This is a genomic window from Alphaproteobacteria bacterium (assembly GCA_037146715.1).
In the GTDB taxonomy this organism is placed as follows: Bacteria; Pseudomonadota; Alphaproteobacteria; order UBA7879; family UBA5542; genus JBAWWO01.
On sequence record JBAWWO010000003.1, the window covers coordinates 1 to 14342 of the forward strand.

Here is a 14342-nt window from a genome sequence, read left to right on the forward strand (position 1 = left end):
TTGGTTTGGTGGTGGCTAGTTTGCTCTGTCGCGAAATTATTAGGGTTCTTCCAAAAGCTAATTTCCGATTAATGGTTGCCAGTGCTTACGGCGGATTCCTTTTGTTTCATGGGGGGTTTTCAGCTTCCATTCCCCTGATTGTGGCAACCAAAGGTAATTTTAGTGAAGAGTTTATTGGTCGGTTAATTCCCATTCAGGAAACGCTTTTCTCACCCTTAAATCTTTTTCTGTGTGGCACCCTAGTTGTCCTGATTCCTTTGACTGTATGGTATATTAGCAAAGTAGAAAAGGCTTCCCTTCAAACCTATACTCTGCAACCAGAACCTATTTATGAACCAGAGGCAAAATCGCACGCTCCCGCAGAACGCTTGGAACATAGTCGGTTGATTTGTTTGCTGGCAGGCGGAACAGGTCTTACCTATCTATTTATAAAAATTTGTTCAGGTGCTTTTTCTTTAGAACTTAGTTACGTGTGCTTTGTCTTGTTATTCTTAGCCATATTCTTACACAGAAATATTAAATCTCTTTTAAGGGCCGTTGATGAAGCCGCCCAAAAAGTGGGGCCCATTATTTTACAATTTCCATTTTATGCCAGCATCACAGGTATCTTAAAACAATCTGGTTTGGCGAGTATTATGGCAACCTATTTTGCCAAAATTTCTACCCCCGCAACCTTCGACTTGATCAGCTTTTATACGGCTGGACTTTTGACTTTGTTCGTTCCATCGGGCGGTGGGTTATGGGTAATTGAAGCGCCTATTGTTATTGAGGCTGCAAAAACCCTGGGATCTGACTTGCCCAAGGCCTGTATGGCCGTTGCTTGGGGCGACGCCTGGACCCATATGATTCAACCCTTTTGGGCCCTGCCGGTTTTGGCTATTGCGGGACTGAAGTTGCGCGACATTATGGGCTACTGCGTCATTTTGCTGATTGTATCTGGAATTGTGATCACGACCGGCTTTTTGATTTTTTAGAGGCCCATGAAATTTGATACTCCTCTCCTCCGCGGAACATTAATTAAAAGATACAAGCGATTTCTGGCAGATGTCATGTTACCAGGACACAAAGTTGTAACTGCCCATTGTCCGAATCCAGGCTCTATGAAGGGGCTTGTAGAACCAGGCAATCCCGTCTGGATTAGTGAACAATTTTCCCCTACCCGCCGGTTGAAATATACTCTTGAAATTATTCAGGTAGAGGGCGCCCTTGTGGGGGTTAACACGCATCGTCCCAATGCCTTGGTTCATGAGGCCCTGCATGAAGGCACGATTCATTCCCTTATTGCCTATGAATTTATAAAGGAAGAGGTTAAATACGGACAAAATTCCCGAATTGATCTTTTGTTATCGGGGGAAGATCTTCCCAAAGCCTATGTTGAAGTTAAAAACGTAACCTTGAAAGAAAATGGACGCGCTCTCTTTCCAGATTCTGTGACTGAACGGGGAACAAAGCACCTGCGTGAACTAATGAATGTGGTGGCGGAAAATAATCGGGCGGTTATGCTATATGTTGTTCAGCGGGAGGATTGTGACTCGTTTTCAATCGGGTCAGATATAGACCCCATCTATGCCAAAGCTTTTCTGGAAGCCATGGAAAAAGGGGTTGAAGTTTTGGCTTACAGCTGTATAGTTGCAGAAAATGCAATTCGTATTCACAAACCCATACCTTTAGATCTGAAATTTTAATGACATACCGTAACTCACAATCGCAGATTCCGATACATGCCTCAACAGATTTTATTTCTATGCGTAAGGCTGGAAAATTGGCGGCGGAAGTGCTGGATTTTATCACTTCTCACGTGCAAATTGGGGTTACAACAGACCACTTGGATACCCTTTGTCATAATTTTATTCTTGAACATGGGGCGATTCCTGCGCCTTTAAATTATCGCGGTTTTCCAAAATCTATTTGTACATCAGTCAATCACGTGGTTTGTCATGGCATTCCTGGCCCGAAAACCTTGTATGATGGGGATATTTTAAACATTGATGTAACTGTTATTTTAGATGGATGGCATGGGGATACAAACCGTATGTTCTATATTGGAAAACCTAGCCTAAAAGCCCAAAAACTGGTGGAAACCACTTATGAAGCTATGATGCGGGGAATTGAAGTGATGGGGCCTGGTGCCCAACTTGGGGACATTGGTCATGCCATTCAATCCTACGCTGAAAAGAAAGGGTATTCCGTTGTTAGGGATTTTTGTGGTCATGGTATTGGCAAAAAATTTCATGATGCGCCAGATGTCCTTCACTTCGGCAGAAAAGGAACAGGGGATACGTTAGAGACTGGGATGTTTATGACCGTTGAACCTATGATTAACGCTGGTCGTTATGAAGTCAAAATTTTGCAAGATGGGTGGACGGCGGTTACCAAGGACAAGTCTTTATCAGCCCAGTTTGAACACACTGTCGGGATTACGGAAACAGGGGTTGAGATTTTCACCCTTTCTCAAAAAGGGTATGCTTATCCACCCTACAAATAAAATGAATAAATGACTCCTCAAGATTATCGCTATGGCCATCGTCAACGTCTTAGAGAGCGTCTTTTAACGACGGGAGAAGAATCTTTTGCAGATTATGAGTTGCTGGAAATGCTTTTGTTTTTAAGTCATCCCAGAGGGGACGTAAAACCAATTGCCAAGGATTTGTTAAAAAAATTTGGCAGTTTGCAGAGTATGTTTCAGGCGAGTTCAGAAAGCTTGATGGAATGCAAAGGGTTTGGAGAAACCTCAGCCGCTTATTTCAAGATGATCCATGCTTTAAGTCAGCGCCTTGCTTTGGCGGATATTAACAAACGATCCATTCTGTCAGATATAGATCAGTTAGTAAGGTATTGTAGATTGCGCATTTTGGATACTAATGTTGAACAGTTTCATGTGTTTTATTTAGACAAAAAGAAACAATTCATCGCAGACGAAATCCACCAAAAGGGGACTGTTGATCATACCATGGTTTACCCACGGGAGCTTATCAAAAAAGCCTTGGATTATGGGGCTTCTTATTTATTGCTTATTCATAATCACCCTAGCGGAGATTGTACACCATCTGACTTTGATATTGATCTGACGGAATTTATTGCTGAGGTTGGGGCAAAGTTAGGGATAGAAGTTCTTGATCATTTGGTCATCAGCACGACTGAGTATAAGTCGATAGGCACAAAATCTAAACAATAGGAGGTCGGAATACTATTTCTCGACTTGGTAGAAAATTTTAGGTCTTAGATACTTCAGCCCCAAACCAATAGTAAAAAGGGCAGAGGCTACCGGGGAAGCATAAAACCCTTCATCTTCGCGAATTGAAATCCAAGCCCAGGGAAAATTTGTTACATGCCCTCAACTAAGCTTTCAGGGCTTAGATGTTCGATGGCACCTGTGCGACGGTTTTTAAGTTCTACCAGGTTATCTTTTAACCCCTTAGGTCCTACCAAAATTTGCCTAGGAAGACCAATTAAATCCATGGTTGAAAATTTGATGCCGGCCCCTTCATCTCTGTCGTCATAGAGTACAGAAATCCCTTTTTTGGTCAGCTGTTCATAAAGGTGGTCACACATAGCAGTTGTAGCTGGATCAGAGGCTCTTAGGTTCAACAGTCCCAAATCAAAGGGGCTGACAGCCTCGGGCCAAATGATTCCCTTGTCGTCATGATTCGCTTCAATCAAGGCCCCAACCAATCGGCTGACCCCAATGCCATAAGATCCCATTTCTGGCAAAACCATACCTCCATCAGGCCCCATAACTTGGGCTTTCATGGCTGCCGAATACTTGGTGCCAAAATTGAAAATATGCCCCACTTCAATGCCACGGGCTTGACACAGATCTTTTTCTGCCAAAGGGCATTCCGCGGGCTTATGCAGATCATCAGCCATGGCGTACATTTTCATGATTTTATTCACGTCAATGGTATCAATGTTTTGACGCATCTCATCAAACTTTTTGTCATAGTAAACAGCGCTTTCCCCTGTTTGGGCTAGCACATGAAATTCATGACTTAGATCACCCCCAATGGCCCCCGTATCTGCTTTTACGGGAACAACAGCCAATCCCATCCGTTGGAATGTTTTCAGATAAGTCAGCATCATTTGCCGGTAAGTTTCAAGCGCCCCTTCTTTATCAATATCAAAAGAATAAGCATCCTTCATGAAGAATTCCCGCCCGCGCATCACGCCAAATCGTGGGCGAATTTCATCCCTAAACTTCCACTGAATTTGGTAAAGACATTTAGGCAAATCCTTATAGCTTTTTACATGGCGGCGAAAAATATCAGTCACCACTTCTTCTGCTGTGGGCCCAAACAATAGGTTGCGCTTGTGACGATCTTGCACTCGTAACATTTCTTGGCCATAGTCGTCATAACGGCCACTTTCTTGCCACAGATCTGCCGTTTGCAAAATGGGCATCAAAATTTCTTGGCAACCGGCCTTATCTTGTTCTTCCCGAACGATCTGTTCAATTTTTTTCAGAACACGCAACCCCAGGGGAAGCCAGGAATAAATCCCCGATGTTTCTTGGCAAATCAGCCCTGCCCGCAGCATCAGGCGATGAGAAACAATTTGTGCTTCAGCAGGCGTTTCCTTCAAAGTCGGCAAAAAATAAGTCGATAGTTTCATAAAAATCCCTTTTTTAATGGTTCACATCATAAGTGTTTTTGTGGTATTTGGAAAGAGTGATGAAACGCAACCTACACAACAGTCTTCAGAATACTTTGAAAATTCTTAATTGGATTAATAGGCACCCTTATCTTTCAAGTTTTATTAATGGGTTGATGGGGGGGGCTATTTTTTCTGGGTCGATTTTTGACTTTATTTTTTCAAGTGTGGCCATTGTCTGGTTTTTGAAAAATAACGAAACCCACCAGAATCCTCTGCTGTGTACTTTTTTGTTCCTATGGGCTTTTTTTATGATGCCCCTGTATTGGATTCCGAGCGCTCTATTTGTTGAAATTGAGAGTTTTTGGTGGCTGGTTCCTTTCTGTTTTGCCGGTATCCCCGCAGCCCTGGCAGCCATTTATACGGTCGTCAGCTTTTTGGTGCCTTGGCGCAGAAGATCCCCCGTTTTAAAACTTTTTCTTTTTGCCGTCTTTTGGGTGGTGGCTGAATTTGTTTCCTCCTTTATCTTTACGGGCTTCCCTTGGGCCTTGATTGGGTACTCTTGGGATAGTCTTCCTATGTTGCAGTTTGCAAGCGTTGGCTCTGTCTATGGGGTGAGCTTTTTTTCTATTCTGGTGTTGGGGGCCCCTTATCTTTGGCTGCAAAATTATCGGTCTCCATGGCCATGGGTTATTCTGGCTCTATGGGGGGGGATTTACAGTTGGGGATATTACCGACTTGAAAAAAATCCCACGCAATTTACAGGTGTTTCTGTTCGTTTAGTTCAACCCAATATCCCCCAGGTTTTTAAGTGGGAGTATGGGTTGCAGGAGTCTAATCTACGCAAGATTTTAAATCTTGTGGAGAGGCCTGCCGCTCAGCCCATTCAAGTGGTCATATGGCCTGAAGCGGCCTTTGGGTTTGATCTGGAAAAAGATAGTCATTTCTGCTTTAAGGTGGCAGCCTCTTTGCCATCGGGAAGCACCTTGGTTACAGGGGCTATGCGTTACGCGGGGAGGCAGGGCTTTAACAGTGTTTTTGCGCTAAGCAGTGGGGGCGATATTTTGGCCACCTATGACAAACACCATCTGGTACCTTTTGGGGAGTACATTCCCCTGCGACGGTATTTAGAAATGGTGTTTCCTAAAAATCATCTGCGGATTATTACGGCGGGGTTGGGTGATTTTGCCGAAGGACCGGGGCCCAGAACTTTAGCTATTAACAATATTCCCCCTTTCAGCCCCCTTATTTGTTATGAGGTTGTATTTCCAGGGCAGGTGGTGGATCCTACCCATAAGCCCGACTGGCTTTTGAGTGTCACCAATGATGCCTGGTTTGGGGATACGGCGGGGCCCAGACAGCATTTGAAAATTGCTCAGGTTCGGGCTATTGAAGAGAGCATCCCCCTGATCCGCGTGGCTAACACGGGCATCTCTGCCATTATTGATCCTTGTGGTCGCCTAATAAAAACATTGCCTCTGAACACCACAGGCGTTCTGGATGGATATTTACCGCGAGGGTTATCATGATTTATGGTCGCAGGATAGGCCGCCGCCTAACAGAAAACCAAAAGGAACGGCTGAGTCGTTTTTTAAATACCTTTGAAATTAAACTGGGGGAAGAACCCTTTGTTTTGAAAGATACGGAATCCTATGAGGATATCCAAATGGAGATTGGGTTTGGAACGGGCGACCATCTGGCCATGCAGGCAGAGCACCATCCCAGAACTTTGTTCCTGGGGTGTGAGCCCTTTCTGAATGGGATTGTTGCCTTGGAACTGAAAATGGAACAAAAGGGGCTTAGCAATGTTCGGGTATTCAAAGATGATGCGTCCCTGTTGCTGCGGGCTTTGCCCGATGGAATGCTCTCTAAGGTTTTTGTTCTTTTTCCAGACCCATGGCCTAAAAAGCGGCATTATAAGCGGCGGTTTATTTCTAAAGAGAATTTGGACTTGATTGCCTTAAAGCTAAAACCAAAAGGAGATCTGATTGTGGCAACAGATCACACAGATTACGCCGCATGGATTCGAGAGCATCTTGAGGCTCACCCAGCCTTTACGGTGCAGGAAACAAGCGAAATAGACTCTCTTTGGGTCACAACCCGGTTTCAGGAAAAAGCACAGGTGGCAGGCAGGAATACCTGCTTTTTCCTAGGAAAAAAACGATAGGAAGAAAAAAATTAGCACTTGGACTTGAAGAGTGCTAACTTTTTGCTTATATATAGGAAAGAACGTTAAATTTTGAACGAGGTGAAAAAATGAGTAAAGTAATTGGAATTGACTTAGGTACTACAAACTCTTGTGTTGCTATCATGGATGGTAAGGCACCAAAAGTTATTGAGAATGCCGAAGGAATGCGAACAACCCCTTCTATGGTGGCCTTTGCAAAAGATGATGAAAAGTTGGTAGGGCAATCGGCCAAAAGACAAGCTGTCACAAACCATGAAAATACTTTCTTTGCAATCAAGCGGTTGATCGGGCGCCGTTTTGATGACCCGATTATTCAAAAGGACAAAAGCTTGGTTCCTTATAAGATTGTTGCGGGTCCGAATGGAGACGCTTGGGTTGAAGTTGATGGTAAGAAGCATAGCCCCAGTGAAATCAGTGCGCTGATTTTGCAAAAGATGAAGGAAACAGCTGAGAATTATTTGGGTACTTCTGTAACACAGGCGGTTATTACAGTGCCTGCTTACTTTAATGACGCCCAACGTCAAGCTACAAAGGATGCAGGTAAAATCGCAGGTCTTGAAGTGTTGCGTATTATTAACGAACCAACAGCAGCTGCCTTGGCCTATGGACTAGATAAAAAGCAATCAGGCATGATTGTGGTCTATGACTTGGGTGGAGGTACTTTCGACGTTTCAGTTTTGGAAATTGGCGATGGTGTTTTCGAAGTGAAGTCAACCAACGGGGATACGTTCCTGGGAGGTGAAGACTTTGACGGACGGATTATTGAATATCTTGTGGCTGAATTCAAAAAAGAACAAGGAATTGATTTACGTAACGATCGGATGGCCTTACAACGCCTGAAAGAAGGGGCTGAAAAAGCAAAGATTGAGCTTTCTAGCAGCATGCAAACCGACATTAACTTGCCCTTTATCACGGCCGATGCCAGTGGTCCAAAGCACTTAAACGTTAAGTTGACGCGCGCTAAGTTAGAATCTTTGGTGGCCGACCTAGTTGAACGGACTCTTGAACCTTGTAAAAAGGCTTTGAAGGATGCAGGCATTAAGACCTCTGAAATCGAAGAAGTTATTTTGGTAGGAGGAATGACCCGTATGCCAAAAATCATCGAAACGGTTAAAGAGTTTTTTGGAAAAGACCCTCATCGTGGTGTGAACCCAGATGAAGTGGTGGCCATGGGTGCTGCTATTCAAGGGGGTGTTTTGCAGGGAGACGTAAAAGACGTTCTGTTGCTTGATGTGACGCCTCTTTCTTTGGGAATCGAAACTTTGGGCGGTGTTTTCACAAAGCTGATTGAACGAAATACGACAATTCCGACAAAGAAAAGTCAGGTCTTTTCAACGGCGGAAGATAACCAAACAGCCGTAACTATTCGCGTGTTCCAAGGAGAACGAGAAATGGCTGCTGACAACAAAATGTTGGGGCAGTTTAATTTGGAAAACATTCCATCAGCACCGCGCGGAATGCCGCAAATTGAAGTGGCTTTTGATATTGATGCCAACGGTATTGTGAATGTTTCTGCAAAAGATAAGGCAACAGGAAAAGAGCAACAGATCCGCATTCAGGCGTCTGGCGGCTTGTCTGATGCCGACATTGAAAAAATGGTCAAGGATGCAGAAGCCAACGCGGATGCTGATAAAAAACGCCGAGAAGTGGTAGAAGCCAAAAACAATGCTGACGCTTTGGTTCATTCCACAGAAAAGCAATTGGCTGAGCATGGTGACAAGATAGACGCTGCTGAAAAGACAGCTATTGAAGCTGCTTTGGTAGATCTGAAGGAAATTTTGAATGGTGAAGATGTAGAGGCTATTCAGGCGAAGACACAAGCCTTGGTTCAGGTTTCTATGAAGCTAGGCGAAGCTGTGTACAAGCAGATGCAAGAAAAAGAAGGTAAAGAAGCTGCAGAGCCCAAACCTGCTGAAGAGGGTACGGTTATGGACGGCGAATTTACCGAGAAAGATTCTGAGTAACAGAGTTTAGTCCTTGCGAGGATGGAGCGTAGTCCCGACGAAGCAATCCAGCTCTTGTGGACAACTGTGGTGTAGTGCCATGTCTAAAAAGAAGCTGGATCCCCACGTCGGTCTTGCGACCTCCTCGGGATGACGGAAATAGAATGAGATAACCATGGCACGAGATTATTATGAAATTTTAGGCGTTAGCCGAAATGCAACGGCACAGGAACTGAAAAGCTCTTATCGCAAAAAAGCTATGGAATTTCACCCAGATAAAAACCCCGGAAACAAACAAGCCGAAGAAAAATTCAAGGAACTAAGTGAAGCTTATGAAGTCCTAAGCGACCCCCAAAAGAAAGCAGCCTATGACCAGTATGGCCACGCGGCTTTTCAGGGTGGTCAGGGAGGGCCAAGCGGCGGGGCTGGAGGCTTTGATTTTAACCAGTCTGGATTTGGGGGCTATTCAGATATTTTTGAAAATATGTTTAATGAGTTTACTGGGGGGAGACAGTCTTCTACTCAAGAATCTTTACGCGGAAACGATTTACGCTATGACTTGGAAATTAGCTTAAGAGACGCCTTTCACGGCACCGAAAAACAAGTGACCTTACGGAAAATGAATCCTTGTGAGACTTGCTCAGGGAGTGGTGCTGCCAAGGGTAGCTCAGCCGTTTCTTGTAAGACCTGTCATGGGTCCGGTCGCCTTCGGATGCAACAGGGATTCTTTTTGGTGGAACGCACCTGTTCAACCTGTCAAGGCATGGGAAAGATGATCAAGGATCCTTGTAAAACTTGCCATGGACAGGGAGCTACCAAATCCTCTAAAACCTTAGATATAAAAATTCCAGCAGGTATTGAAGATGGCGTACAAATTAGACTTTCTGGCCAGGGCGATGCGGGCATGCGAGGGGCGCAGTCTGGGGACTTGTATGCCTTTATCCATATTAAAAGTCATGAGCTTTTTCAAAGATCTGGAGCAGATCTTATTTGTAAGACCCCTATTTCTATGGTAACTGCTGCTTTGGGTGGCTCTATTGAACTGCCAACCATTGATGGGGGACGTGTTACCTTGACAATTCCTGCGGGTACTCAACCAGGGGATAGATTCCGTCTAAAGGGTAAGGGAATGAGCATCTATCGGCGATCTAGCCGAGGGGATATGTATGTAGAAGCCAAGATTGAAATTCCTAAGAACTTGGGCAAGTCACAAAAAGAAGCCCTAGAAGCTTTTGAAAAAACATCGGAAACTGATAAAAACCAACCGGATTCTTTTAACTTTTTCAAGAAAGTTAAAAAGATGATGGGTGACTAGGTTATAGCGGCAGCTTAATCACAACGCGCAAACCACCCTGAGGTGAAGTCCCTAGATCAATCTTACCCCCATGGTGATGGATAACATCTTGAGTAATGCTTAGACCTAACCCCACACCCCCCGTTTTTGTGTTTCTGGATCCCTCTAACCTAAAGAAAGGGCGGAACACTTCCTGCCTTTTTTTCGTTGGTATTCCCTGTCCGTCGTCGTCAATAACAATCCAAAGATTTTGGTGGCGTTCATAGATTTTTATGAACACTTTTTTTGCATACCGATTCGCATTTGAAAGCAAATTCTGCAGAGCCCGTTTAAAAGCCATTTTTCGAATAGGCATCACAAAATCATGGGGAATATCACAAGATATTTTCAAAGCTTCTTTTTTGAATCCATCCACAACCTCTTGAATAAGCTCTGCAATAGACGCGGGTTCGGGCTGTTCCGTGTAGCTTCCTTTCACGAAAGCCAAATACTCATTCACCAAAAATTCCATCTGATGGACATCATTTTTCAAATTACCGACAGCTTCTGAATCTGGCAGCATTTCTAGCTCTAACTTCATCCGTGTTAGGGGTGTTCTAAGATCATGGGAAATTCCCGCCAACATTTCCGTTCGTTGGTCAATCTGGCGGCGAATACGTTCCTTCATCCCGTTAAAGGCTTTCGCAACGCGCCTTACTTCTGTTGCGCCATACACCTTAAACTTTCCACCATCTAGTCCTTTACCAAAATTTTCAGTGGCAATGGCAAGTTGTTCCAAAGGCCTGACCTGATTTTTCATAAAAATCATGGCGATAATTAAAAATAAAAGGCTGGCCCCAAAGGCCCATAACAGAACTAAAACTGTTGTGCGGCTCATCAATCTTTTGCGCTGAAAAGAAAGACTTAGGACCTCTTTGTCAATCTGGATAAAAACTTCTAAATGGTTGGGGAAGGACTTCATTTTATAGTGAAAGGGAACATTCACCCGTAAGGATCTGTTTAGAAACCGATCTTCCCAAGCATGAAATTTTCCAGATTTTATGCTGTCCAAAGACTGATTAGAAAACACTGTAACTTTAAAGCCCCAATCATCGGCCATTAACAAAGCATCTGTTTTATTATTAGGATAAAATTCGGCAATAGTCTTAATGGCCATAGTTAAATTATCAGCCATGGTGCGGGTAACAGAATCCAAATGGCGGTCTAAAAAAACAACAGAAAAAATGATCTGCACTAGAACAAGAGGCGTTCCTACAATTAACAAAGTTCTGCGAAACAGTCCCTTGGGAAGCAATGTTTTAAGAGACAGATCGAATCTCAATTTCTTTCTTAATAACCCCATAAGACATACCCCTTGTTTCTTATGGTTTGCAGCAATTTTGGATTCTTAGAATCATCTTCTATTTTTTTGCGCAAGCGAGTAATTTGCACATCAATGGTTCGGCTATTGCCATGTAAGTTCAAGGTCTCTGACAAAAATTCTCGACTTAAATATTGCCCTATATTGTGTACAAATATTTTCAAAAGTTCAGCTTCTGCTTGAGTTAAGACAATAATTTCAGTGCCTTTTCTAAGTTGACCTTTTGACTTGTTAAAATGAAAAGGGCCGATCTGAACATCTTCTTTCATAAAGGTTGGGGCCGTCTGACGAGCCCGTTTCAAAAGACCCTGAATACGCAATAAAAGTTCTTTCGGCTCAAAGGGCTTGGGCAAATAATCATCTGCGCCCGATTCCAGACCCAAGATACGATCTTCCACTTCGCCTCGGGCTGTTAGCAGAAGAATAGGGATCTGGGTTCCTTCTTCTCGAAGGTTTTTTGTAAATTCTAAGCCCGTTTCTTCCGGCATCATCACATCAACAATTAACAAAGAAAATTGCAAACTTTTTAAAATCTGGCGAGCATCTGGCGCAGAAGATGCAGTAGAAACTTGAAAATGGTGCTCTTTTAAATATTTTGAAAGAAGACTCCGAAGTCGTTCGTCATCATCAATAATTAAAAGATGGGGGTTTTCCGATTCTGGGCTCATTTTGAATTCACGGGCGTTATTTCTATGGTTACAGTTGTTGCCTTTGTTCCAACTCTATACTGAATTGTAAGCTGATCTCTGTCCCGCACAAAAATAAGAGAAGTGGGATTATCTTGAGAACAAGTCCAGCCCAAATTTGGCAAAACATTTTTGTAAAAGGCAGAAATTTCTTTTGGAGAGATGCTGGCTGTAAATTCATTCGTAATCACCCGGCCATCTGGCTTATCAAAGATCACAGTGTCTGATATGGCCTGCAACCCTGGCATTAAGGGTAGATCTTCTGTGCCAGAAACGAAGGTTGTTTTGGCTGACAAATTTACTGCCAATACGAAAATAAAAAATAGAATTGTACGATTCATTTTGCCCACTAGAATTTCCTAGAAGGTTACCGTCTTCTTGAATAAATCACAAGAATTTTATTGCCAGGAAAAAGACCGGTCGATAGAGTCTTAATATGAGTGAAAAATTTACGGATTTCGGGTTTGACAAGGTTTCCCTTTTAGAAAAAGCAGGTCGGGTAAAAGATGTCTTCAAAAGTGTGGCGTCCCGCTATGACTTTATGAATGATCTGATGAGCTTGGGTCTTCATCGTTTTTGGAAAAGAGAATTTTTGGCTAAAATACCGGCAAAACCCCATATGAAAGTTTTAGATCTAGGTGGCGGAACTGGGGATATTTCCTTAGGTATTGTTAAAAAATATGGGCATTTACGCCCCCACATTACCTTGTGTGACCCCAGCAAAGAAATGATGGAACAGGGGCAAGAAAAGTCCTATGACAAAAACCTGTTTCAAGGCATTGAATGGGTTGAGGGATCTGCTGAAAATCTGCCTTTTGATGATGGAAGCATGGACGTGTGTACCATGGCTTTTAGCCTTAGAAACGTGACGAAAAAAAAACGGGCACTCGAAGAAATTTATAGGGTTTTAAAACCGGGTGGATGTTTTTTATGTTTGGAATTCAGCAAAGTGAATTCTAACCTAAAATCTTTCTATAATTTTTATTCATTTTCTGTTATTCCACAATTAGGCAAATGGGTTGCGAAAGACAAGGAAGCTTATGATTATCTTGTGGAAAGCATTGATATGTTTATGAACCAAGACCAATTGAAAGAACTTTTAGAACAAGTTGGTTTTTCCCATGTGACCTATAAAAATTTAACACAAGGAATCGTGGCAATTCACGAAGGATGGAAAAAATAACAAACCTTTTAACAATTTCTCTTAAAATATTGGATCATGGACAAGGTCTGGATCTGCCCACTTATGCAACGTCCCTAAGTGCGGGGATGGATCTGCGGGCTGCTATCGGAGCAGAAGATATCATCTTGGCCCCTATGGCTCGTGTCCTTGTGCCTTGTGGGTTTGCCATGGCCTTACCCCAGGGGTTTGAAGCCCAGATTAGATCTAGATCTGGCCTAGCTTTTAACAACGGGGTCATCGTGCTGAATGCGCCGGGCACCATTGATGCAGATTATCGGGGTGAAATTAAGGTGCTTTTAATGAACTTGGGGTCTGAGGTTTTTACAGTAACCCACGGCATGCGAGTAGCCCAAATGTTGATCGCCCCGGTCACCCAATGTGAATGGTCAATAGTATCTGATTTTGAAGAAATAACAGAAAGATCCGCAGGAGGCTTTGGATCAACGGGGGTTGGGTGAAGGATCATATCGAAATTTATACGGATGGCGCCTGCCAGGGGAATCCTGGACCGGGGGGTTGGGGCGCCTTGTTGCGGTATAAGGGGCACGAAAAAACCTTATCTGGATTTGAACCAGAAACCACTAATAATCGTATGGAGTTGATGGCCGCCCTGAAGGCTTTGGAATCTGTTACAAAAGGTTTGGAAATTCATCTGTATACGGATAGCGAATATTTGCGCAAAGGTATTACAGAGTGGCTAATTCAGTGGAAAAAACGCGGTTGGAAAACGGCCAGTAACAAGCCTGTTAAGAATCAAGATTTATGGGAAATTTTGGACACCCTGAATCAGAAATTTAAGATCCATTGGCATTGGGTGCGGGGCCATTCAGGCCATGCTGAAAATGAACGAGTGGATGAGTTAGCCCGGGAAGCCATCAGACTAAAAACCTAGATTTTTGCCCGATTGCTTCGCGAAATGCCCCCCAATTGATTCCCTCGGGTGCGGAACGCGCCCCTTGGGTTACCGAAAGAAGTAAGGCGTGGGTCCTCGGGTCAAGCCAGAGGAATTCAAAAAAAAGAACCCGAGGAAAGCAAAAAAAAGAGGGCTCGAGGAAAGCAAAAAAAGGGGGCCAGAGGAAAGAAATTATGGGATGGGTCCTC

Annotated in this window: 15 protein-coding genes; 11 read left to right on the plus strand and 4 right to left on the minus strand. The window is 43.6% G+C overall.

Annotated elements, in window-relative coordinates:
* The 4 genes from WCG05_01680 to radC form a co-directional block, all read left to right on the plus strand.
* A partial coding sequence (locus tag WCG05_01680; protein ID MEI8320704.1) for a TIGR00366 family protein occupies positions 1-974 on the plus strand: 974 nt, incomplete at its 5' end.
* 6 nt (positions 975-980) lie between these two features.
* Positions 981-1685 carry a DNA/RNA nuclease SfsA gene (gene sfsA, locus WCG05_01685; GenBank protein MEI8320705.1) on the plus strand — a complete coding sequence of 235 codons (705 nt, stop codon included), beginning with the start codon at positions 981-983 and terminating at the stop codon, positions 1683-1685.
* Positions 1685-2485, plus strand: a complete 801-nt coding sequence (map, locus tag WCG05_01690; GenBank protein MEI8320706.1) for a type I methionyl aminopeptidase — start codon at positions 1685-1687, stop codon at positions 2483-2485. The genes sfsA and map overlap by 1 nt, the downstream gene beginning before the upstream one ends.
* Positions 2486-2494: 9 nt before the next feature.
* Positions 2495-3175, plus strand: coding sequence for a DNA repair protein RadC (radC, locus tag WCG05_01695; GenBank protein ID MEI8320707.1), 681 nt, complete (start codon positions 2495-2497; stop codon positions 3173-3175).
* A 149-nt stretch (positions 3176-3324) separates the two neighbouring features.
* On the opposite strand, the gene WCG05_01700 is transcribed toward radC, so the two are convergent.
* On the minus strand, positions 3325-4608 hold the full coding sequence (locus WCG05_01700) for a proline--tRNA ligase (protein ID MEI8320708.1): 1284 nt from the start codon (positions 4606-4608) through the stop codon (positions 3325-3327).
* Positions 4609-4667: 59 nt separating this feature from the next.
* Between WCG05_01700 and lnt the strand changes: the two genes are divergently transcribed.
* The 4 genes from lnt to dnaJ all read left to right on the plus strand — a co-directional run bounded on the left by lnt (position 4668) and on the right by dnaJ (position 10033).
* The gene (gene lnt, locus WCG05_01705; protein MEI8320709.1) at positions 4668-6116 is read left to right on the plus strand and encodes an apolipoprotein N-acyltransferase; all 1449 of its coding nucleotides are present in this window, start codon (positions 4668-4670) and stop codon (positions 6114-6116) included.
* Positions 6113-6754, plus strand: coding sequence for a tRNA (guanosine(46)-N7)-methyltransferase TrmB (gene trmB, locus WCG05_01710; GenBank protein ID MEI8320710.1), 642 nt, complete (start codon positions 6113-6115; stop codon positions 6752-6754). The genes lnt and trmB overlap by 4 nt, the downstream gene beginning before the upstream one ends.
* 89 nt (positions 6755-6843) lie before the next feature.
* On the plus strand, positions 6844-8739 hold the full coding sequence (gene dnaK, locus WCG05_01715) for a molecular chaperone DnaK (protein ID MEI8320711.1): 1896 nt from the start codon (positions 6844-6846) through the stop codon (positions 8737-8739).
* 154 nt (positions 8740-8893) lie between these two features.
* Positions 8894-10033: a molecular chaperone DnaJ gene (gene dnaJ / locus WCG05_01720; GenBank protein ID MEI8320712.1), complete on the plus strand. Its 1140-nt coding sequence runs from the start codon at positions 8894-8896 to the stop codon at positions 10031-10033.
* Position 10034: 1 nt separating this feature from the next.
* Here the strand turns inward: dnaJ and WCG05_01725 are convergent, their stop codons facing one another.
* The 3 genes from WCG05_01725 to WCG05_01735 are packed head-to-tail and all read right to left on the minus strand — an operon-like array spanning position 10035 to position 12399.
* Positions 10035-11354: an ATP-binding protein gene (locus WCG05_01725; GenBank protein ID MEI8320713.1), complete on the minus strand. Its 1320-nt coding sequence runs from the start codon at positions 11352-11354 to the stop codon at positions 10035-10037.
* A complete protein-coding gene (locus WCG05_01730) occupies positions 11342-12040 on the minus strand; it encodes a response regulator transcription factor (protein MEI8320714.1) in 699 nt (232 codons plus the stop codon). The genes WCG05_01725 and WCG05_01730 overlap by 13 nt, the downstream gene beginning before the upstream one ends.
* Positions 12037-12399: a hypothetical protein gene (locus tag WCG05_01735; GenBank protein ID MEI8320715.1), complete on the minus strand. Its 363-nt coding sequence runs from the start codon at positions 12397-12399 to the stop codon at positions 12037-12039. The genes WCG05_01730 and WCG05_01735 overlap by 4 nt, the downstream gene beginning before the upstream one ends.
* 95 nt (positions 12400-12494) lie before the next feature.
* On the opposite strand from WCG05_01735, the gene ubiE reads away from it, so the two are divergent.
* The 3 genes from ubiE to rnhA are packed head-to-tail and all read left to right on the plus strand — an operon-like array spanning position 12495 to position 14133.
* Complete coding sequence (ubiE, locus tag WCG05_01740; GenBank protein ID MEI8320716.1) at positions 12495-13241, plus strand: bifunctional demethylmenaquinone methyltransferase/2-methoxy-6-polyprenyl-1,4-benzoquinol methylase UbiE; 747 nt, start codon at positions 12495-12497, stop codon at positions 13239-13241.
* Entirely contained in the window at positions 13229-13699 is a 471-nt protein-coding gene (gene dut, locus WCG05_01745) for a dUTP diphosphatase (GenBank protein MEI8320717.1), read from the plus strand. The genes ubiE and dut overlap by 13 nt, the downstream gene beginning before the upstream one ends.
* Positions 13696-14133 (plus strand): ribonuclease HI, encoded by a 438-nt coding sequence (gene rnhA / locus WCG05_01750; GenBank protein MEI8320718.1) that lies wholly within the window; start codon positions 13696-13698, stop codon positions 14131-14133. Before dut ends, rnhA begins: the two co-directional genes overlap by 4 nt.
* The last annotated feature ends 209 nt before the right edge of the window (positions 14134-14342 follow it).